This is a genomic window from Rhizobium sp. 2MFCol3.1, assembly GCF_000377565.1.
GTDB lineage: Bacteria > Pseudomonadota > Alphaproteobacteria > Rhizobiales > Rhizobiaceae > Rhizobium.
The window spans coordinates 402,649-420,540 of sequence record NZ_KB898354.1; the positions used below are offsets into that span (position 1 = coordinate 402,649).

At 62.1% G+C, this 17,892-nt stretch carries 21 protein-coding genes; 5 read left to right on the forward strand and 16 right to left on the reverse strand.

Annotated elements, in window-relative coordinates; all coding sequences use genetic code 11:
- Positions 1-57: 57 nt before the first annotated feature.
- From D460_RS0104875 to lgt, 7 genes are all read right to left on the reverse strand, one after another.
- Positions 58-576: a Kazal-type serine protease inhibitor domain-containing protein gene (locus D460_RS0104875; protein ID WP_026282794.1), complete on the reverse strand. Its 519-nt coding sequence runs from the start codon at positions 574-576 to the stop codon at positions 58-60.
- Positions 577-664: 88 nt separating this feature from the next.
- On the reverse strand, positions 665-1,597 hold the full coding sequence (locus tag D460_RS0104880; protein WP_018897392.1) for a ribose-phosphate pyrophosphokinase: 933 nt from the start codon (positions 1,595-1,597) through the stop codon (positions 665-667).
- A 106-nt stretch (positions 1,598-1,703) separates the two neighbouring features.
- Positions 1,704-2,564 carry a hypothetical protein gene (locus D460_RS0104885; protein WP_018897393.1) on the reverse strand — a complete coding sequence of 287 codons (861 nt, stop codon included), beginning with the start codon at positions 2,562-2,564 and terminating at the stop codon, positions 1,704-1,706.
- A 113-nt stretch (positions 2,565-2,677) separates the two neighbouring features.
- The gene (locus D460_RS0104890) at positions 2,678-3,829 is read right to left on the reverse strand and encodes a Xaa-Pro peptidase family protein (RefSeq protein WP_018897394.1); all 1,152 of its coding nucleotides are present in this window, start codon (positions 3,827-3,829) and stop codon (positions 2,678-2,680) included.
- Between the two features lie 5 nt (positions 3,830-3,834).
- Positions 3,835-4,629, reverse strand: coding sequence for a peptidoglycan editing factor PgeF (pgeF, locus tag D460_RS0104895; RefSeq protein ID WP_018897395.1), 795 nt, complete (start codon positions 4,627-4,629; stop codon positions 3,835-3,837).
- A 129-nt stretch (positions 4,630-4,758) separates the two neighbouring features.
- Positions 4,759-5,859 (reverse strand): class I SAM-dependent methyltransferase, encoded by a 1,101-nt coding sequence (locus tag D460_RS0104900; RefSeq protein WP_018897396.1) that lies wholly within the window; start codon positions 5,857-5,859, stop codon positions 4,759-4,761.
- Positions 5,860-5,882: 23 nt separating this feature from the next.
- Positions 5,883-6,731: a prolipoprotein diacylglyceryl transferase gene (lgt, locus tag D460_RS0104905; protein ID WP_026282795.1), complete on the reverse strand. Its 849-nt coding sequence runs from the start codon at positions 6,729-6,731 to the stop codon at positions 5,883-5,885.
- A 193-nt stretch (positions 6,732-6,924) separates the two neighbouring features.
- Here lgt and D460_RS0104910 point away from each other — a divergent pair, with 193 nt between their 5' ends.
- From D460_RS0104910 to D460_RS0104925, 4 genes are all read left to right on the forward strand, one after another.
- The gene (locus D460_RS0104910; protein WP_018897398.1) at positions 6,925-7,197 is read left to right on the forward strand and encodes an accessory factor UbiK family protein; all 273 of its coding nucleotides are present in this window, start codon (positions 6,925-6,927) and stop codon (positions 7,195-7,197) included.
- Positions 7,198-7,591: 394 nt separating this feature from the next.
- A complete protein-coding gene (locus D460_RS0104915) occupies positions 7,592-8,092 on the forward strand; it encodes a YbjN domain-containing protein (RefSeq protein ID WP_026282796.1) in 501 nt (166 codons plus the stop codon).
- Position 8,093: 1 nt separating this feature from the next.
- Positions 8,094-8,915 carry a pyrroline-5-carboxylate reductase gene (gene proC / locus D460_RS0104920; protein ID WP_018897400.1) on the forward strand — a complete coding sequence of 274 codons (822 nt, stop codon included), beginning with the start codon at positions 8,094-8,096 and terminating at the stop codon, positions 8,913-8,915.
- A gap of 10 nt (positions 8,916-8,925) precedes the next feature.
- A complete protein-coding gene (locus tag D460_RS0104925; protein WP_018897401.1) occupies positions 8,926-9,267 on the forward strand; it encodes a tRNA-binding protein in 342 nt (113 codons plus the stop codon).
- Between the two features lie 47 nt (positions 9,268-9,314).
- Here the strand turns inward: D460_RS0104925 and D460_RS0104930 are convergent, their stop codons facing one another.
- The 5 genes from D460_RS0104930 to D460_RS0104955 all read right to left on the reverse strand — a co-directional run bounded on the left by D460_RS0104930 (position 9,315) and on the right by D460_RS0104955 (position 13,453).
- Complete coding sequence (locus tag D460_RS0104930; RefSeq protein WP_018897402.1) at positions 9,315-9,896, reverse strand: DUF1349 domain-containing protein; 582 nt, start codon at positions 9,894-9,896, stop codon at positions 9,315-9,317.
- 7 nt (positions 9,897-9,903) lie between these two features.
- The gene (locus tag D460_RS0104935; RefSeq protein WP_018897403.1) at positions 9,904-11,280 is read right to left on the reverse strand and encodes an ATP-binding protein; all 1,377 of its coding nucleotides are present in this window, start codon (positions 11,278-11,280) and stop codon (positions 9,904-9,906) included.
- Positions 11,281-11,306: 26 nt separating this feature from the next.
- Positions 11,307-12,008 (reverse strand): response regulator transcription factor, encoded by a 702-nt coding sequence (locus D460_RS0104940; protein ID WP_018897404.1) that lies wholly within the window; start codon positions 12,006-12,008, stop codon positions 11,307-11,309.
- A complete protein-coding gene (locus D460_RS0104945) occupies positions 12,009-12,518 on the reverse strand; it encodes a MarR family transcriptional regulator (RefSeq protein ID WP_026282797.1) in 510 nt (169 codons plus the stop codon).
- Between the two features lie 323 nt (positions 12,519-12,841).
- On the reverse strand, positions 12,842-13,453 hold the full coding sequence (locus D460_RS0104955; RefSeq protein ID WP_018897407.1) for a DUF1236 domain-containing protein: 612 nt from the start codon (positions 13,451-13,453) through the stop codon (positions 12,842-12,844).
- A 196-nt stretch (positions 13,454-13,649) separates the two neighbouring features.
- On the opposite strand from D460_RS0104955, the gene D460_RS0104960 reads away from it, so the two are divergent.
- The gene (locus D460_RS0104960; protein WP_018897408.1) at positions 13,650-14,300 is read left to right on the forward strand and encodes an MBL fold metallo-hydrolase; all 651 of its coding nucleotides are present in this window, start codon (positions 13,650-13,652) and stop codon (positions 14,298-14,300) included.
- An 89-nt stretch (positions 14,301-14,389) separates the two neighbouring features.
- On the opposite strand, the gene D460_RS0104965 is transcribed toward D460_RS0104960, so the two are convergent.
- The 4 genes from D460_RS0104965 to D460_RS0104980 all read right to left on the reverse strand — a co-directional run bounded on the left by D460_RS0104965 (position 14,390) and on the right by D460_RS0104980 (position 17,840).
- Entirely contained in the window at positions 14,390-14,824 is a 435-nt protein-coding gene (locus tag D460_RS0104965) for a BA14K family protein (RefSeq protein WP_018897409.1), read from the reverse strand.
- 137 nt (positions 14,825-14,961) lie between these two features.
- Complete coding sequence (locus D460_RS0104970; RefSeq protein WP_018897410.1) at positions 14,962-15,177, reverse strand: cold-shock protein; 216 nt, start codon at positions 15,175-15,177, stop codon at positions 14,962-14,964.
- A 463-nt stretch (positions 15,178-15,640) separates the two neighbouring features.
- Positions 15,641-16,555, reverse strand: coding sequence for a DMT family transporter (locus tag D460_RS0104975; protein ID WP_018897411.1), 915 nt, complete (start codon positions 16,553-16,555; stop codon positions 15,641-15,643).
- A gap of 136 nt (positions 16,556-16,691) precedes the next feature.
- Positions 16,692-17,840, reverse strand: coding sequence for a PQQ-dependent sugar dehydrogenase (locus D460_RS0104980; RefSeq protein WP_026282798.1), 1,149 nt, complete (start codon positions 17,838-17,840; stop codon positions 16,692-16,694).
- Between the last annotated feature and the right edge of the window lie 52 nt (positions 17,841-17,892).

Sequence of the window (17,892 nt, forward strand, 5' to 3'; positions counted from 1 at the left end):
GCGTTTCCGGCCGCATTCGTGGCCGGAAACCTGCTGCTCGTTAGAGAGCCAGCATAATCAGCGGCGGCATTCGCCCTGACCGACGATGCGGAAGCCCGCATTGTCTGCCTCGCATGAATTCGAGAATGTCCTGATCTGTCTGCCGCGCTCGCCGCAAACGGGGCGGTATTCGCGCGTGCAGATGCCGCCGGGCCGCTGTGGCGGCATCGGTTCTTCATGGGGAGGGCGCGGACGGGGCGGGCGAGGGCCAGGTCCCGGCGTCATCGGCGGGCCGGCGCGGCATTCGCCACGACCGACGATCCGGAAGCCGCTGTTGTTGGCCTGGCAGGCATTGCCAAAGGTCTGCGTGCGTCCGCCACGTTCGCCACAGACAGGCGCGTATTCCATGGTGCACATTTGCGGCTGCTGTTGCGGCGGGCGGGGGCGTGGTGGGGGCGCGGGGCGAACCGGGCCCGGTCCGGGTCCGTAACCAGGGCCCGGTCCATAGCCGGGGCCCATGTCCGCCGTGCAGGCGGAGAGGGCCGGAAGGATGACCAGCATCGCCAGTCTGATTGGAGATTTCAGTATTGTCGCCATGCCTCTTCCTCCCGTCGGCTGGATATCATTGATAATCCTAGCCGAATTGGCGCGGGGGAGAAAGGGCGGAGAGAAAGTCCTGTTAGCCTCAGTCGAATAGGCTAGAGACGGACTCTTCCTGGCTGGTGCGGTTGATGGCTTCGCCGATCAGCGTCGCGGTGGTCAGCACGCGGATATTGTGCGCCGACTGGACAGCCGTCGTCGGCTGGATGGAGTCGGTGATGACGAGTTCGCGCAGCTTCGAATTGGTGATGCGGGTCACCGCGCCACCCGACAGGACGCCGTGGGTGATGTAGGCGGTAACGCTTGCAGCGCCCTTGGCGAGCAGCGCGTCGGCAGCGTTGCAGAGCGTGCCGCCGGAATCGACGATATCGTCGATCAGCAGGCAGTCCTTGCCGGTGACGTCGCCGATGATGTTCATGACTTCGGATTCACCCGGGCGATCGCGGCGCTTGTCCACGATCGACAGAAGACAGTCGAGACGCTTGGCGAGCGCGCGGGCGCGCACCACGCCGCCGACGTCAGGCGAAACGACCATGACGTTGGAGATGTCGTAATTGGCCTTGATGTCGCGCGTCAGGATCGGCACGGCATAAAGGTTGTCGGTCGGGATGTCGAAGAAGCCCTGGATCTGGCCGGCGTGGAGATCGAGCGTCAGGACGCGATCGGCACCGGCTTCGGTGATCAGGTTGGCGACGAGCTTGGCCGAGATCGGCGTACGGCCCGAAGCGCGGCGGTCCTGGCGTGCGTAGCCGAAGTAGGGGAGGACCGCGGTGATGCGGCGGGCCGACGAGCGGCGCATCGCATCGATCATGATGAGCAATTCCATCAGGTGGTCGTTCGTCGGGAAGGACGTCGACTGGACGAGGAAGACATCCTCGCCGCGTACGTTTTCCTGGACTTCCACGAAGATTTCCTGGTCGGCAAATCTTCGGACCGTTGCTCTGCCCAAGGGCACTTTAAGATAGTTGCAGATCTCTTCGGCGAGGTGCCGGTTCGAATTGCCTGCGAAAACCTTCATCTTGGTCCGCCTGTTGCCTGCTGATAGCCGCGCTTTTTAGCCAGCTTGTTTCCGAATGCAAGGGTAAACGCGACTTGCGCCTTTATATTTCCAAAAAGCTTGTGGCTTAACCGCCACGGGCGTCCCGCCACGAGGAAAACTCGGTGATGGTCTTGGACGCAATCTGCTGCATGACGGAGGCCGGAACCACGGCCCAGGGATCCTGCGCCTGCGAGGGAACGCTCTCCTGTCCCTGGATGCGATGCAGTCGGGCGCCGCTGTTATCGAGCACATCCCAGACATAGACCACCGTGACCTTGCCGCTGTCGGAAAAGGCCGAGAGGTAGCCCTTGAGGATGAAGGCGGTGCTGTTGTCGTTGGAGCTCTTGATCGAGAGGCCGTGCGAGCGGGCCTCGGCGCCGAGTTGTCGCGACAGAGGCGTCACCGCCTGCACCGGAGCGCCGATGATCGGCAGGAAGCGGACGGTCGATGCGCCCGATGGCGTCAACATTGCCGTGCGCTTCGGCTCGGCTGCCTTTTCCTTGGCTTCCGCGTCAGCAATATCCTGCTCTTCGGCCTGCGCGTTGGATACAGGCTCCGAAACGGTGTCGGAGACCGGCTCGGAAAGAGGCTGGCTGCGGATCGCGGCAGACGCTCTTGGCGATTGTTCGGTCTGGCCATCGAGCGCATAGGCCTGCGCCTGCATCGTCGTCGGCGGAGCGCCGCGACCGGATATGGGGCCTGATGTGGTGTCCTGCTCGACATAGGCGGGGTGGTAGCCGCCTTCGCGCGGCGAAGAGGCAAAAGCCTGGGCGCGGCGCGGCGTGCCGGCCATACGCTCGACCTCGCCCTGGGTGACCGGCGTCGAACGGATGCTGCCCGAGGTGTCGCCGATGTCAACGAGGGGCGTCAGGGCATCCGTGGTGTTGCAGGCGGAAAGCAGGGCAAGGCAGGCGATGAGCGTGGGCGCTGTCGCAAGTCGCGTCATCCCTCGTGTCATCCTTCTTTCCGTGCGCGTGTCGCCACGCGGCGTATGCCCCGGCCAACTTTATGACGGTCGGGGCACTGCAATGTCAATTGTCGATTCTAATCGATCGTCGCTCAGAGGTTGATGAAGTCGAGCGGGTGGCGCGACAGCGCCTTCGGTTCTTCGGCGGTCGTGAGATAAGTCTGACCAAGCGTCATGGCGGTACCGCTGTCGGAATCCATGATGATCATGTGGACGAAGAGCGACATGCCCGGTTCGATCGGCTGTGGATTGCCGACGTGGAACATCTGGTGCTCCATCCAAGAAGGCGAGAAGCGGGCGCCGAGCGAGTAGCCGCAGGCGTTCAGGCGGTGACGCGAGAGGCCGCGTTCCTCCATGATCTTCGAGTGGACGTCGAAGACATCGCCGAAGGTGTGTCCCGGCTTGAGCACCGTTTCGATGGCCTGGATGTTTTCCAGGCAGGCATTGTAGAGCTCGCGGTGGCGATAGCTCGGTTCGCCGATGACGATCGTGCGCATCATCGCGGCGTGGTAATGCGCGTAGGCGCCGGCCCATTCCAGCGTCAGCTGGTCGTTGGCGTCGAGCCTGCGGCGGCCGGCTTTGTAGCGGCAGAGCAGGGCATCGGCGCCGGATCCGATGATGAATTCGTTGGCGGGATAATCGCCGCCGCCGGCAAAAACCGCACCCTGCATGGCGGCGAGGATCGCGGCCTCGTCGGCTCCTGCCTTTGTCAGCGAAAGGGCCGCGTCCAGCGCGTCGTCGGCAAGGGCTGCCGCGCGCTCGACATAGGCGATCTCCGTCGGGCTCTTGATCAGGCGCAGGCGGCTGACGAGGTAGGAGGCGTCGGAGATCTGGCCGAAGGCCATCAGCTGCGTGTCGAGAAGCCTTGCGATGCGGCCGGTCATGCCATGGGTGTCGTATTCGACGCCGATGCGCGCGCCGAGCAGGTCCATCTCGACCAGGAGGTTCTTGAGATCGACGGTCGGGTCGGCGTTGACGCGATCGACCCAGATATGAATGTTTTCTATTATCGACGTCTGCCGCGCCTGGCGCAGATCGGCCGAGCGGGTGAGAAGCGCCATGGTGCCGTCGGCCTTGACGATCAGCGTCTGGAAGAAGCAGTAGCCGAAGGTGTCGTAACCCGTCAGCCAGTACATGCTTTCCTGGGCGAAGAGGAGGAGGGCATCGAGCTTCTCCTCTTGCATCTGCTGCGTCAGCCGCGCGAGGCGATCGGCGAATTCGGAGGTTTCGAAGTGTAGGCCCATACCGGTTACATCTCCCTTATGGCAATCGCCGAAATCTGTCGGCCGTAGTCCGGTTCCTGGCTGTGTGTCGTTCGTCGGTAGGAAAAGAAGCGTTCGCTGTCGGGATAGGTACAGACGCCCAGGCTTTCGGCCTTGACGCCGGCGGCGCGCAGCCGATCGATGGTGAAGGACGGGAGGTCGAACATCGAATGGCCGAGCTTTTCCGACGGGGTGAAATAGCGCTGGTAGTCACCGTTTTCGCTGACGAAGCGCTCGACGAATTCGGGGCCGACCTCGTAGCTTGCCTTGCTGATCGATGGGCCTAGGCAGGCGACGATCGTCTCGCGCTTGGCACCGAGCTTGATCATGGCATCGATGGTGTTTTCCAGCACGCCGGTGAAGGCGCCCTTCCAGCCGGCATGGGCCGCGCCGACAACCTTGTTTTCCGGATCGGCGAACAGGATCGGGCCGCAATCGGCGGCGAGCACGCCAAGCGCGATGCCGGGGGTTGCGGTGACGAGCGCGTCTGCCGGCTGACGGGTGCCGTCATAGGAGGCGTCGACCACCACGACGTCGGGCGAATGCACCTGATGCACGGTTGCCAGCCGCTCGACCGGCAGATCGAACCAGCCGGCGACACGCCTGCGGTTTTCTTCGACCTTGGCGCGCTCATCGTTGGAGCCGAGACCGACATTGAGGCCGCGATAGATGCCGTCGGAGACGCCGCCCTGGCGGGTGAAATAGCCGTGCTGGATTGTGTCGCCCGTCGCTTCGTTCAGCAGCGCGCTTTGGATCGGTTCCGGGGAGGGCGCATGTGTCATCGGTCGTTCCAAGATCTGTTTTGGCCCAAGATTTGTTTCGGCCCAAGATTTGTTTCGGCTTCGCCCAGACGGTGTGCCGGACGAAGCGCTATCGATTGCGGCGATGTTGACCCCGCCGCGCGCGCCCTGTCAATCCACGGAGCGGAACGGCATCAGATCGATGGCGGGATGGGAAACGGCCATCACCTTGAAGAGTTCCCCCATCTTTCCCTCGCCTTCGCCGGCCAGGCGGTCGACGGCGGCCTGGATGATCTGCTGGGTGCGTGGTTCGCGGTCACGACCGAGGGCGGCGGCGCGTTCGAGGATGCCGAGGCCCACCAGGAAGTCGCCCTGGTGCAGTTGTCCGTTGACGTGGAGCCCGGCTGCCACGGCGGTCTCGCCGAGCGCCTGGAAATCGACGTGGCTGGTCAGGTCCGCTTCGCCGGGGTGGGCGAGCGGCGGGTCGAATTCGTGCATGCGCACCGCCTGCAGCGTATCGCCGAAGCCGGTGATCAGGTGGCCGTAGTCGAGCGCCAGCGCCGTGCCGCCAAAGGCCTTCAGCCGATCGGCGATGGCGACCATGACGGATTCACGGGCAGGGGCGATCTCGAAGAGGGTGCCGAGCGGCACGGTCGCGGCCTGCTCGGGGAGCAGTTGCGGGTCGATGCCGGCGACGCCGGTTCCGAAGGACAATTCGTCATCGACGTCGAGACCGACCATGCGTTCGCGAAAGCCGGTCGCGGTCTTCACGAACTGGCGGATGGGGATGGCGTCGAAGAGTTCGTTTGCGGCGATCAGGGTGAGGCCCGGCGGGATCTCGTCGAAGCCGTCGTGCCAGCTGATCCTGCCCTGATGGGCGGCGAGCGTCTCCGCCTGCACCTCGCGCAGGCGCGGGCTGGTTTCGACGAGGTGGACGCTCATCGTTTCGAAGAGTGGCGGCGCGAGGCGCTCGATGACACGAAGCATGTCCGACATCATCGTGCCGCGTCCGGGGCCGATCTCGACCAGCTTCACATCTAAAGGCGTGCCGTGGCGCTGCCATGCGTGGACGATGAAGACGCCGATCATCTCACCGAAAAGCTGGCTTACCTCGGGCGCGGTGACGAAGTCGCCGGAGCTGCCGAAGGGTTCCTTGGTCTTGTAGTATCCGTATTCGGGATCGGCGAGGCACAGCGAAAAGTAATCGGTGACGCTGATCGGACCGTTCGCCTGAATGATCGCCTTGATCTTCTCACCGAGTGCGGTGGTCATGTTCTCCTCCTCCGGTGCCGCGATCAGGACTGCAGGGCAGCCTGACGACGGGCGCGGATCATGGCCCAGAGGCCCAGCAGGATCATCGGCGACGACAGGACCATGCCCATCGTCAGCCAGTTGGTGCCGAGAAGGTAGCCGAGTTGTGCGTCAGGTTCACGGAAGAACTCGACGAAGATGCGCGACAGGGCATAGCCGCAGACGAAGACGCCGGCGACGAAGCCGGGGGTCTTCAGCGCCCGCATGCCGTAGATGAGAGCGGCCAGCACAAGAACCAGCACGATGCCTTCGAGGCCGGCTTCGTAGAGCTGGCTCGGATGGCGGGCGAAGGGGCCGCCCGTGGGGAAGACCACCGCCCACGGCACGTCCGTCAGTCGGCCCCAGAGCTCGCCGTTGATGAAATTGGCGATGCGACCGAAGAACAGGCCGACGGGAACGACGGCGGCGACGATGTCGAAGAGGTTCCAGAGCGGGATCTTGTTGCGCTTGGCGAAGATGATCATGGCGATGGTCGTGCCGGTCAGGCCGCCATGGAAGGACATGCCGCCGTTCCAGATCTGGATGGCGCGGATCGGGCTCTCGATGATCGCGGGCATGTCGTAGAACAGGATATAGCCGATCCGGCCGCCGAGCACGACGCCGAGCGCCACCCAGACGACGAAATCGTCGAGCTGCGACTTGGTGATCGGCGAGACATTGCCGGGCCAGAGGCTGTCGTTCGCGGCGATGAGGCGCGCGTAATACCAGCCGATCATGATGCCGGCGACATAGGCCAGGCCGTACCAGTGAATGGCCACGGGCCCGATTGCAAAGGCGATCGGGTCGATATTGGGGAACGGCATGATGGCCATAAGGTCGGCAGCTGTCTGCAAGGTAATCCCATCCGTTGATGTGGGCGGAAGATGGCCTTGCCATAACAGCGGGTCAAGTTGATTGTTAGTGATGCGAGATAAGTGCGACCGCTTATCCAGTGCAAAGCGCTTGCATCCTTAACGGCGAAGCCCTACCTCATTCCTGAGGGCCGAGAGCGGCCGGAAGCCATTATTTCAAAGGGAGTAAACCGCCATGACGACAGGCGCAAACCGCATCATGGACGAGTTCGCAAAGCTGATGACAGATGCCGCAGGTGCCGCCCAGGGCGTGCGCAAGGAAGTCGAGACGATGTTCAATGCGCAGGCCGAGCGCTGGCTGAACAGCATGGACGTGGTCAAGCGGGAAGAGTTCGAGGTCGTTCGCGAGATGGCGATCAAGGCACGCGACGAAAACGATGCGCTGCTGGCGCGTATCGCCGTGCTTGAGGCGAAGCTCGAATCCAAGCCTGCCGCCAAGGGCAAGTAAATCCCGTTTGGGGACAGGGCGCGGTGTGGCCTTTGAGAGACACACCGCTCCTTCGGCCAAAAAATCGGGTGTGTTTATCCACCTGTGGACACTGCCAAAAAAGCCAATGGGCAGAGTCGTTTATACCCTCCTTCTGAATCCAATTCCCAACACCTTTCCACAGTGGCGTTCCCGAAAACGGCCCTCAGGGGGCTGGCACACCACCGGGTGCGTTATACACTGATTTTAAATGATGATTCGAAGCAGTTGGTAAGCTCCGGGCAGGTTCACTGCGTAAGTCTGGTAGCGGTTCAACGGTCATCTGGGTTGGTGGTTTCCGGGTTAGTTGCGTGTGTTCGCTTGTGTCTCGTTGGACGAAGTCGTTACGCATTCACTCCGGTCAAGAAGGTGCTGCATGAGCCTCATGGAATTGGAAGTCGAGCGTCAGTCGAACCCGGTCGATATGATCGAGTACGTCGCCGCCCACAACGACTGGGCTTTCGAGCGGTCGGGTGACGACGAAATCGCGATGACGGTCGAGGGCAAGTGGACGGATTATCACGTCTCCTTTTCCTGGATGGAGGAATTCGAGGCGCTGCATCTCGGCTGCGCCTTCGACATCAAGATCCCCGAACAGCGCATGAATGAAGTGACGAAGCTTCTGGCCGGTATCAACGGTCAGGTGCTGATGGGTCACTTCGACGTCTGGCGCCAGGAGGATGTGATCATCTTCCGCCAGTCGCTGCTGCTTGCCGGCGGCGCGGAGCCGACGAACCGTCAGGTGGAAGTGCTGCTCGCCAGCGCGCTTGATACCTGCGAGACCTATTATCAGGCGTTCCAGTTCGTGATCTGGTCCGGCATGGACGCCAACCGCGCCATGGAAGCCGTGTTGTTCGAAACCGTGGGTGAAGCGTAACATGTCCGGTCTGTCGTCCTCGGGTCCAATCGTTCTTGTCGGCGCCGGCAATATGGGGGGCGCGATGCTCTCCGGCTGGCTGAAGAACGGTGTGCCCGGTGCCTCCGTCGTCGTCGTCGATCCCGGCCCCTCGGCCCAGATGATGGCGACGATCAATGAGGCTGGCGCCAGGCATGTGACGGCGCTTCCCGCCGAGCTGAAGGCCGGCGTGCTGTTTCTGGCGGTGAAGCCGCAGGTAATGGACGCGGTGCTCCCATCCGTGAAAAGCGCTGTCGGCGACGATACGGTGGTGGTTTCGGTCGCGGCGGGCAAGACGCTCGGTTTTCTCGAATCCCATCTTGGCGAAGCGGCGATGGTTCGCGCCATGCCGAACACGCCTGCCATGGTCGGCCGCGGCGTCACCGGCGCTTTCGCCAATCAGCGCGTTGGCCAGAACCAGCGCGATCAGGTGCATGCGCTGCTCAGGGTCTCCGGACCCGTGGAGTGGGTGCCTTCCGAATCCGATATCGATGCCGTTACAGCCCTTTCGGGCAGTGGTCCTGCGTATGTGTTCTATCTCGTGGAGTGCATGGCAGAAGCAGGCCGCAAACTTGGCCTGCAGGCGGACCTTGCCATGCGGCTTGCACGGGAAACTGTCGCGGGGGCTGGTGAACTCTTGCACCAGTCCCCCGACGACGCATCGAAGCTTCGCCAGAACGTGACGTCTCCAGGCGGCACGACGGCGGCGGCGCTTTCGGTGCTGATGGCTGACGATGCGATGCAGCCGCTGTTCGACAAGGCGCTTTCGGCCGCTCGCAAGCGGGCCGAGGAACTCGCAGGCTGAGGCGATTTTTATGACCGAAGAAATTACCTACGGCGATTTCGAGCGGGTCGACATCCGTGTCGGCACCGTGATCGAGGCCAATCCGTTTCCCGAGGCGCGCAAGCCGGCCTTCAAGCTGCTGATCGACTTCGGGCCGGAGATCGGCGTCAAGAAGTCCTCGGCGCAGATCACCGTGCACTATACGCTCGAGACGCTCGTCGGCCGGCAGGTGCTGTGCGTGGTCAATTTCCCGCCACGGCAGATCGGACCGTTCCGCTCAGAGGTTCTGACGCTCGGTTTCGAGGACGAGGCCGGCGCCATCGTGCTCGCGGCGCCGGACAAGCCTGTGCCAAACGGCAAGAAGATCATGTGATTGGCGGAGCGCCGTGGCCTTGTGCCCGGCGTTTTAGCGCCGACATTCTAGTGAATGTCGCGCGAGAGCGGGTCCGAGAGGCTGAAGTCGTGGAACGTGGCTTCGAAGCCGGCGCGTTGCGGTGAGCAGAAGACCGGGCCGACCATCAATTCCGCAAATTTCGGGTCGAACCAGGCGAGGCGCGCCATGCGCCAATCGGCCATCATGTCCGTCCTGTACTGGATGAACAGCGCATCGCCATTGCGCGTGACCCGCACCGACAGCCGTTCGAAATCATGGTCGATGCGAAATGCCGACCAATCGGAGTTGCCGTTGGTGACGACGACGCTGAAGTGGCGGGCGCCGTCGGTATATTCGATCCCGCATTTCATCCAGTGCGTCGCGTCGGCGCGCAGCATGATGCCGGCCTGATCGTAGAGCGCCTGGTAATCCGCCGAAAAGGTCAGCTCAGCGGTGAAGTCGCCGTGGCGTGGCTGGTGTAGGAAATGGCCGTCGTCACGGTGAAAGCCGTAGTAGGTTCCCTGCCAGAAATCGGTCCTGTCGCCGGAGCGCACGTGCAGTCCGTCGTCGCGCTGCTCGGCAGACGGCGGTGGGTTCAGCCAGGTCATGTCCGTCAAATCGATAGCCATCGTGACCTCAGGCCGGGATGCGGATGACGGCGCGCAGGCCGCCGAGCGGGCTGTCGCCAAGCGTGACGTTGCCGCCGTGGCTACGGGCGATATCGCGGGCGATCGCGAGGCCGAGACCCGTTCCCGACGCATCGAGATTGCGTGCCTCATCAAGGCGGAAAAAGGGCTTGAAGACGTCCTCGCGGTTCTGTTCGGGGATGCCGGGGCCGTCGTCGTCAAACACGATCGTCAGCCATTTGGCGCCGTGCTTGGCCTCGATGTTGAGGGTCTTGGCATAGCGGCGGGCGTTGGAGGCGAGGTTGGTGACGAGGCGCGTGAATGCGTTCGGCCGGACCTCGATATCGTCGTCGCCGTCGATCGAGTAGGTGAGCGTCTTCTTGTGCAGGGCGAAGTCAGGCTCCAGCTTCAACAACAGCTCGCTGAGCTTGAGTTCGCCGACATCTTCCTCGACCTCGCTGCGTGCAAAGGCCATGTAGGCCTCAAGCATCGACTGCATGTCGTTGACGTCGTCGCTCATGCCTTGAAGATCGGGATTGTCTCCGGCGAGCGCCAGCTGCAACTTGAAGCGCGTGAGGATGGTGCGTAGATCGTGGCTGACGCCTGTCAGCATCGCCGTTCGCTGTTCCATCTGGCGCTCGATACGCTCACGCATGAGAATGAAGGCGAGGCCGGCGCGGCGGACTTCGTCGGCGCCGCGCGGGTAGAAGTTTTCGGCCTTCTGGCCCTTGCCGAAGCTTTCGGCGGCGGCCGCGAGTTTCTGGATCGGGCGGATCTGGCCTCTGAGGAACAGGATGGAAATGGTGATCAGCACCAGCGATGCGCCGACCATCCAGACGATGAAGATATGGGTGTTGGAGGCGTAGGTCTGGTTGCGCTTGGCAAGCACGCGCAGGATCTTGCCGTCAAGTTTCACCCGGACCTCGACGAGATTGGAATCGCCCACCGTGTCGATCCAGAAGGGGCGCTTGATCTGGTCGCGGATCTCGTCGCTCAGAATGCCGTCGAGAATGGAGAAGAACGGTTTGATGCGGGGCGGGGGGAGCTCGCCATCGGGCTCGATCGAGATCTGCAGGCCGAGCTGGTCGCGGGCGATGCGGGTGGCCTCGCTGTAATCGGTGTCCTGCGGATAGGTCTCGATCATCTGGATGATCGCGGCGATATCGGCGGTCACGGCCATCGACAGGCGCTGGGTGACCATCTGCCAGTGCCGTTCCATGAAGACGGCGGCGACGACGGACTGCAGGAGCACCATCGGCATGATGATGATGATCAGCGAACGGACGTAAAGGCCCTTGGGCAGCTGGCGGCGCAGCAGGCGGGTGAACCAACGCCAGCCGGAAACCGGCGAGCGGTCCTCGCGTCGCAGGGAATCGAATGTTACCATCTAGAGCCTTTCCGGGTCCCGGATCATCAATCGATGCTCAGGCGGTATCCTATACCACGAACCGTCTGGAGCCAGACCGGATTTGATGGGTCGTCCTCGATTTTGCGGCGCAGGCGGTTGATCTGCACGTCGATCGTGCGCTCGCCGACATCGACATCGTTGCCGATCAGTTCGTGGCGGGGAATGGTGTCGCCTGCGCGCTTGGCAAAGAGCAGCATGATTTCCTGCTCGCGGTCGGTCAGGCGCACGATCTCGGCAGCTTTCTTGAGCTCCCGGCGGGTGAGCGAGAACGTGTAGGGGCCGAACATGACCTGTTCGATCTTGGGCGCATCGCCGGAGACGTTGCGGCGCAGGATGTTGTTGATGCGCAGCACGAGCTCGCGCGGGTCGAAGGGCTTGGGCAGGTAATCGTCGGCGCCGGCCTCGAGACCGGCGATGCGGCTGTCGGATTCGGCGAGCGCCGTCAGCATGATGATCGGCACGTTCTTGATGATGCGCAGATCCTTGGTGACGTCGATGCCGGATTCGCCGGGCATCATCACATCCATGATGATCAGATCGAAATCCAGGCCGCCAAGCTTGCGGCGTGCTTCGGCGCCATCGGCCGCAACCGTCACACGGAAGCCGTTCTCGCTCAAATAGCGGTTGAGCAGCGCGCGAATACGCGTGTCGTCATCCACAACGAGCAAGTGTGCCGCATCGTCCGAAATCACTATCTTCGCCGCCATTCAGTCCGCTTTCGAGTTTTGTCTGTTCTGCATGCCACTCAGGAAGGCCTTGACGCCAGCCCTTATCTCCGGAGACGCCCCGTCGAATGCTCTCTCAATACGGCGCGATTGCGGCTCGGCGAGTGCAAGCACCAGATCCCGGCCAGTGGCGGTGGGATAGAGCTTGCGCTGACGTCGGTCCTCAGGCCCCGCTTTTTGTTGAATATACCCCGAATCGATAAGCTGTTTGAGTACCCTTGCGAGACTCTGTTTGGTTATCTTCAACGTATCCAGGAGATCGGCAACGGTCATGCCGGGGTTTCGGTTAACGAAATGCACCACGCGGTGATGCGCACGTCCAAAGCCGCTCTTTGCCAGGATGGCATCCGGATCGGAGACGAAGTCCCGATAGGAGAAAAACAGGAGCTCGATGATGTCGAAGTCGATGGTTTCGGTGTTTTCCAACGGCTTGGTCAAAGGCTCCGGCTTGGGCTCCTGCCTGCCGGCTCTCGGGCTGCTCTGTCGTGCCAATTTGGCATTTCCTTTCCTAGTCTGCGCCGTTTGGCCGACAGCGCGGGAACATACGTCAGTAATCATGACATATCTTCCAGTGTCTTTCGGTTTTCGGCTTTCGCGCGTGCAAAGAAGGTCGGTGTTGTCAGTTGAACCGAGATGCCCCCGCGCAAAACTCCCCATGCGATACGCAATTCCCCTGCGTGATTGGATTAAGAGGCATATTTGCGGCAACAATCAACAGGCATGACGCGAGCGCGGCGGCGAGTTCACAGCCGTCTGGCGAGCGCGCATGAAAAAGGCGGCCGGGTGGCCGCCTTTGTTGTCCATGATTTCAGGTCTTAGTTGTAGACGTAGACGATACGGCGCGTGCCAGGATCGACCAGTACCGGACGGTCGTTGATGCGAGCGTAGCGGTACTGGTAGTCAGGGATTTCCTGGAACGTCACCGTGCCCGGAACCTGCGCGCCGACGACGACATCACCGCCGACCTCGACCGTGCGACCAGGGTTGCTCTCGATATAGGTGGTGACCGTCTGCGGCGGTTCGATCGTCTCTACCGAGCCGACCGGGCCGAGCAGTTCGTCGCCCGGAGCGGGTTCGGCGGGGCCGGTCGCTGCCGTGGTTTCATAGGTCACAACGGGGATATCGAGATCAGACTGGTGCTGCTGGACGATCACTTGGTTGCCGTCCTGATCCATCTGCAGGTACTGGGCGTAAACCCAGCCGCGCATGCCGTTGACATCGACACGGCACCACTGGCTACCGGCGACGCAGCCGTCGAGGATGGTTTCGGAGCCGCGCGTCGCAACGCCGACAGCGGGATACTGCTCGCCGGGGCCGGCGTGAATGGTCAGATCGTTGATGGCCGTTGCGGCCATTTCCGCGCGGGCGAGGCCGGCGGTCGCCAGAACCATTGCGCCTGCCAGGAAAAGATTTCGCTTCATGGTCATCGTAGGTCTCCTTTTATAGACGGGTTGGTAACGCCCGGAACAAGGGGAGGTTCCGCCGATGGCGATCACAGGAGATTACACTTATCGTTGCGGCGTGACGGAGGGCTTGGCAAAATCGAGGCTGCACGGGCCGGCGTTTGCGACTATATCGACATCGAGACGGACGAACTGCGCAAGACACAAAGCGAGGCACCCCATGAGCATGCTCCAGGCCGGGATCATTCCGGTGACAGCGTTCCAGCAGAACTGCACGATCTTTTTCGATGAGGCGACGAAGGAGGGCGTGGTGATCGATCCGGGCGGGGATGTCGCCAATATCCTGCAGGGGATCGAGCAAAATGGGCTCAAGATCAGGGCGATCTGGCTGACCCACGGCCATCTCGATCACGCCGGCGGGGCCAAGGAGCTCAAGGAAGCGCTTGGCGTCGATATCATCGGCCCGCACGAGGACGACCTGCCGCTGCTGCAACGGATCGAGACGCAGGCGGAGAAATATGGGCTGCCGGCGGGGCAGATGCAGAATGTCGAGCCCGACCGCTGGCTGAAGGATGGGGACACCGTGTCCTTCGGCGAGCACGTGTTCGAGGTCTACCACACGCCGGGTCACGCGCCTGGGCATGTCATCTATTTCAACCGGGCGCAGAAGTCCGCGCATCTGGGGGACGTTCTGTTCAACGGTTCGATCGGCCGCACCGATCTTCCCGGCGGAAACCACCAGCAGTTGCTCGATTCCATCCGCGACAAGGTGGTGCCGCTCGGCGACGAGGTCGGCTTTATCTGTGGCCACGGCCCGGGAAGCCGGATCGGCGACGAGCGCCGCGGCAATCCTTATCTGCAGGGGCTTTGATCCGGACAGGGGATCGGGTCGGCAAAGTCCGCACAAAACAAAAGCGCCGCTGAAAAGCGGCGCTTCGTGCATGAGCGATCAGTGTTCGATCAGTTGGCGACGCAGAAGTGGCTGCGGCCGTCATTGCCGATGAAGGTGCCGCTGCGCGGATCAAACGAACGGTAACGATAAGAGCAGTAGCGTTCCCACTGCGGGGTCCACGGCTCGACGCCGACGCGAACCGGAGCCGGCTGGTAGTAGCGCACTGGTGCCGGGCGATAATAGCGGGGAGGTGCTGCGTAGACCGGACCGTCGTCATAGGCGTAGGGCGGGTCGATGTAGCGCGGTTCGTCGTAGCGCGGAGCATTGGCGATCGCCGAGCCGACGATCAAGCCTGTTGCCAGACCGACAGCGCCGCCGACCCATGCATCATTGTTATGGTGGTGGCGATAGCGCCAGTCGTCAGCCGATGCGACACCGATCGACGAGAATGTGATGGCAGCCGCGGTTGCCGTCAGAAGAAGGGTCTTGGCAAGGCTATTCATGTGTTCTGTCCTGTTCAAACTCTTGGCCGGTTTTGCACCTTGATGATGGCAAGTTAACGGCTGGCGGCTGAATGCAGGCTGAACGATAAAACCCGGCGGCCCGCCGGGCTTCAACTCGATTGCAAAGGTAGGCTCTATCAGCCGTCGATCTGCAGGTTGACGGCCTTCGGGCCCTTGCCGCGACGATCCGGTTCGGTGTCGAAGCTAACCTTCTGGTTTTCCGTCAGTCCGGCCAATCCGGAAGCCTGCACGGCGGAAATGTGAACGAAGATGTCCGCGCCGCCCTTGTCAGGCTTGATAAAGCCAAAGCCCTTGTCGGTGTTGAAGAATTTTACAGTCCCAGTCTCGGCCATGCGTCAGGTCCTTTGATCTCTGCCCGCCATCCACACGGGCAGCATACTGATATTGCCTCCTCACGGAGACGCTAACAGGCAATTATTGAATTGTGAGAAAAAGGTCCCCTCTAAATCAGTATAGTTCTCCGCAGAACTTCCGCCTGCTTATTTAGAACCAACCGACCGGAGTATTAGCGTCTCCGGCGCGCACAATCTTAAGGACTTCCCATGCTCGCAAAATGCCCGAACGCCACGAGATTGCTGTGATTATTCACTTTTGGCAAGCAAAAGTTTTCCGACGCAACGCTGCCTCGCGCGCCAATTCCGGGTGGGTTCTGCGCTCTGACGAAAAAAAGCACTCATCAGTCGCCTCTGGATAACGTTTTGTATCGCGAGCAATATATTTTAGGAGCAGATTTTGCCAAAATTACAACGTGTGCGCGACCTGGCGAACGTTAAACTTTTTTTCATATTTTCGGCTTCAGCCCGGATTTTGGCCGATAAGCAGGCCGTTTTGGCGACGTCGACGCGCTATCTCGGGGACGATTTCAACTAGAAGCATTGCCGCGAACATCAGCGCGCAGCCGACATAGCCGAGAGCGGAGATCTTCTCGCCCAGCACCAGGGCGCCGAGTGCGGCGCCAAACAGCGCTTCGGACGACAGGAAGATCGCCGCTTGCGAGGAGGTGGTGTAGCGCTGGCCGATGATCTGCAGCGAAAACGCAATGCCAGACGAGAAGATGCCGACATAGAGGATCTCCGGAGCTGCGTCCCAGATCGCCGCCAGGCTGATGGGCTCTACAATGACGGCGGCTGCCAGCGCTAGCACGGCGGTGACGGCGAACTGCGCCACCGACAGCGTCAGGGCTCGGCCGGTCTCGGAGACAATGATGCCGGCGAGCGTGATCTGGCCGGCGGAGAAGACAGCGCAGAAGATGGTCAGGATATCGCCGCGCGACAGGGCCGACATGTCGCCACCCGACAGCAGATAGATGCCGGTCAAGGCCATCAAGGCGCCCGGCCAGACGATCCAGTGCGGCGCCCGGCGCAGAAAAAACACGGCGATGATCGGAACGATGACGACGTAGAGCCCGGTGAGGAAGCTTGAATTGGTCACCGTCGTCGTCTGGAGACCGATCTGCTGGGTGATCATGACGCCGAATAGGGTCAGGCCGATCAGCAGATAGAGCATCGCGTGGCGCCCGGTGGTCTTGGTCTTGCTTTTGCGCGCCTCGATCAGAGCGAAAGGGAGGACCGCGACGGTGGCGATGGCGAAGCGCAAGCCGACGAACCAGAGCGGACCGATCGTTTCCATCGCCGTCGACTGCGCGACGAAGCCGCCGCCCCAGATGGCGCCGGCCAGCAATAGAACAAGGTTCGCCTGTATGCGCGTCATGTCAGCCTCAATCGGGTCAGCCTCGGGGAGGTCGGCCAGACGGGGTTAGCGCTTTGCGGCCGAAAAAGATGTGGTCGAGATGGGCGACCGTTACCAGTTTCGTTCGACCGCAGCAAGGCGACGCCTGCCGGCGAGATCAGCCGTTGTTGGCGGGTGCTCGGGAGACGCGCAGCAGCGCGCCGTCATCCTCGTCGGTGACGATCAGAAGCGCGCCGTCGGGCGCCACCACGATATCGCGCATGCGGCCATAGGCGCCATCGAAGATACGCTCTTCGGCGACGAAGGCGCCGCTGTCATCGCGCTGCATGCGCGACAGGAGCTGGAATTTCAGGGCTGCGACCAGGAAATCGCCATTCCATTCCGGAAACATCTTGCCGCGATAGACGGCGACGGCGCCCGGCGCGATCGATGGGTCCCAATAATAGAGCGGTTGCTCCAGCCCCTTCTTGGCGGTGCCTTCGCCGATCTCGGCGCCGGAATAGTCGCGGCCGTAGGTGATGATCGGCCAGCCGTAATTCTTGCCCGGCTCGATGCCGTTGATCTCGTCGCCGCCGCGCGCACCGTGCTCGACGGTATAGAGCTTGCCGTCGGCGGCGTCGAAGGTGATGCCCTGCGGGTTCCTGTGGCCCTTCGACCAGATTTCCGGCAGCGCCTTGGCGCCGTCCTTGAAGGGATTGTCATTGGGGATGCTGCCATCGGCATTGATATGGACGATCGAGCCGGCATCGTCCTGCCAATCCTGCGAGCGGTCGCGATCACCGCGGTCGCCGATGCTGATGAAGAGCGAGCCATCCTTGGCGATGGCGATGCGCGAGCCATACTGGATGCCGCCGCTGGTGAACTTGCGCATCTTGAAGATCGACTTGACGTTCTCAAGCGCGGTTCCGTCGGCCGAAAGCGTGGCGCTGAAGGCTTCGGTGCCGGAGCCGCCGTCACCCGGGGTCGCGGCCGTGAGATAGAGGGTTCGCGAGGTGGCGAAATCGGGCGCCAGTTCCACGTCCATCAGGCCGCCCTGGCTTCTGGCGTAGACCTTGGGGACGCCTGATATCGGCGCCGAGAGCTTGCCGTCGCGGATGATCCGCAAGCGTCCCGGGCGTTCGGTCACGAGATAGCCGCCATCGGGAAGGACAGCCACCGCCCAAGGGTGCTCCAGCCCCGAGGCGATCGTTTCGACCTGAACCTGCACCTTCTTGGTCTCGACCGTGTCGGCCGCCATGACAGGGGCGGACTGCGCGACGACTGCCGCCAGCGCCACGCCTAATCCAAGTGTCGAAACTGATCTCATTCTCGGTCCCCCAATGCCAACTTACAAATGCCAACCTACTGTCGCTGCCTGA

What these genes read in the sequence shown, in the direction of transcription:
- D460_RS0104955 (WP_018897407.1), bottom strand. Translation starts at nt 13,453, where the DNA reads ATGACCATGAAGCGAAATCTTTTCCTGGCAGGCGCAATGGTTCTGGCG.
- D460_RS0104875 (WP_026282794.1), bottom strand. Translation starts at nt 576, where the DNA reads ATGGCGACAATACTGAAATCTCCAATCAGACTGGCGATGCTGGTCATC.
- pgeF (WP_018897395.1), bottom strand. Translation starts at nt 4,629, where the DNA reads ATGACACATGCGCCCTCCCCGGAACCGATCCAAAGCGCGCTGCTGAAC.
- D460_RS0104915 (WP_026282796.1), top strand. Translation starts at nt 7,592, where the DNA reads ATGAGCCTCATGGAATTGGAAGTCGAGCGTCAGTCGAACCCGGTCGAT.
- D460_RS0104925 (WP_018897401.1), top strand. Translation starts at nt 8,926, where the DNA reads ATGACCGAAGAAATTACCTACGGCGATTTCGAGCGGGTCGACATCCGT.
- D460_RS0104890 (WP_018897394.1), bottom strand. Translation starts at nt 3,829, where the DNA reads ATGGGCCTACACTTCGAAACCTCCGAATTCGCCGATCGCCTCGCGCGG.
- proC (WP_018897400.1), top strand. Translation starts at nt 8,094, where the DNA reads ATGTCCGGTCTGTCGTCCTCGGGTCCAATCGTTCTTGTCGGCGCCGGC.
- D460_RS0104965 (WP_018897409.1), bottom strand. Translation starts at nt 14,824, where the DNA reads ATGAATAGCCTTGCCAAGACCCTTCTTCTGACGGCAACCGCGGCTGCC.
- D460_RS0104880 (WP_018897392.1), bottom strand. Translation starts at nt 1,597, where the DNA reads ATGAAGGTTTTCGCAGGCAATTCGAACCGGCACCTCGCCGAAGAGATC.
- D460_RS0104980 (WP_026282798.1), bottom strand. Translation starts at nt 17,840, where the DNA reads ATGAGATCAGTTTCGACACTTGGATTAGGCGTGGCGCTGGCGGCAGTC.
- D460_RS0104970 (WP_018897410.1), bottom strand. Translation starts at nt 15,177, where the DNA reads ATGGCCGAGACTGGGACTGTAAAATTCTTCAACACCGACAAGGGCTTT.
- D460_RS0104900 (WP_018897396.1), bottom strand. Translation starts at nt 5,859, where the DNA reads ATGACCACCGCACTCGGTGAGAAGATCAAGGCGATCATTCAGGCGAAC.
- D460_RS0104930 (WP_018897402.1), bottom strand. Translation starts at nt 9,896, where the DNA reads ATGGCTATCGATTTGACGGACATGACCTGGCTGAACCCACCGCCGTCT.
- D460_RS0104935 (WP_018897403.1), bottom strand. Translation starts at nt 11,280, where the DNA reads ATGGTAACATTCGATTCCCTGCGACGCGAGGACCGCTCGCCGGTTTCC.
- D460_RS0104960 (WP_018897408.1), top strand. Translation starts at nt 13,650, where the DNA reads ATGAGCATGCTCCAGGCCGGGATCATTCCGGTGACAGCGTTCCAGCAG.
- D460_RS0104910 (WP_018897398.1), top strand. Translation starts at nt 6,925, where the DNA reads ATGACGACAGGCGCAAACCGCATCATGGACGAGTTCGCAAAGCTGATG.
- D460_RS0104940 (WP_018897404.1), bottom strand. Translation starts at nt 12,008, where the DNA reads ATGGCGGCGAAGATAGTGATTTCGGACGATGCGGCACACTTGCTCGTT.
- D460_RS0104885 (WP_018897393.1), bottom strand. Translation starts at nt 2,564, where the DNA reads ATGACGCGACTTGCGACAGCGCCCACGCTCATCGCCTGCCTTGCCCTG.
- D460_RS0104975 (WP_018897411.1), bottom strand. Translation starts at nt 16,555, where the DNA reads ATGACGCGCATACAGGCGAACCTTGTTCTATTGCTGGCCGGCGCCATC.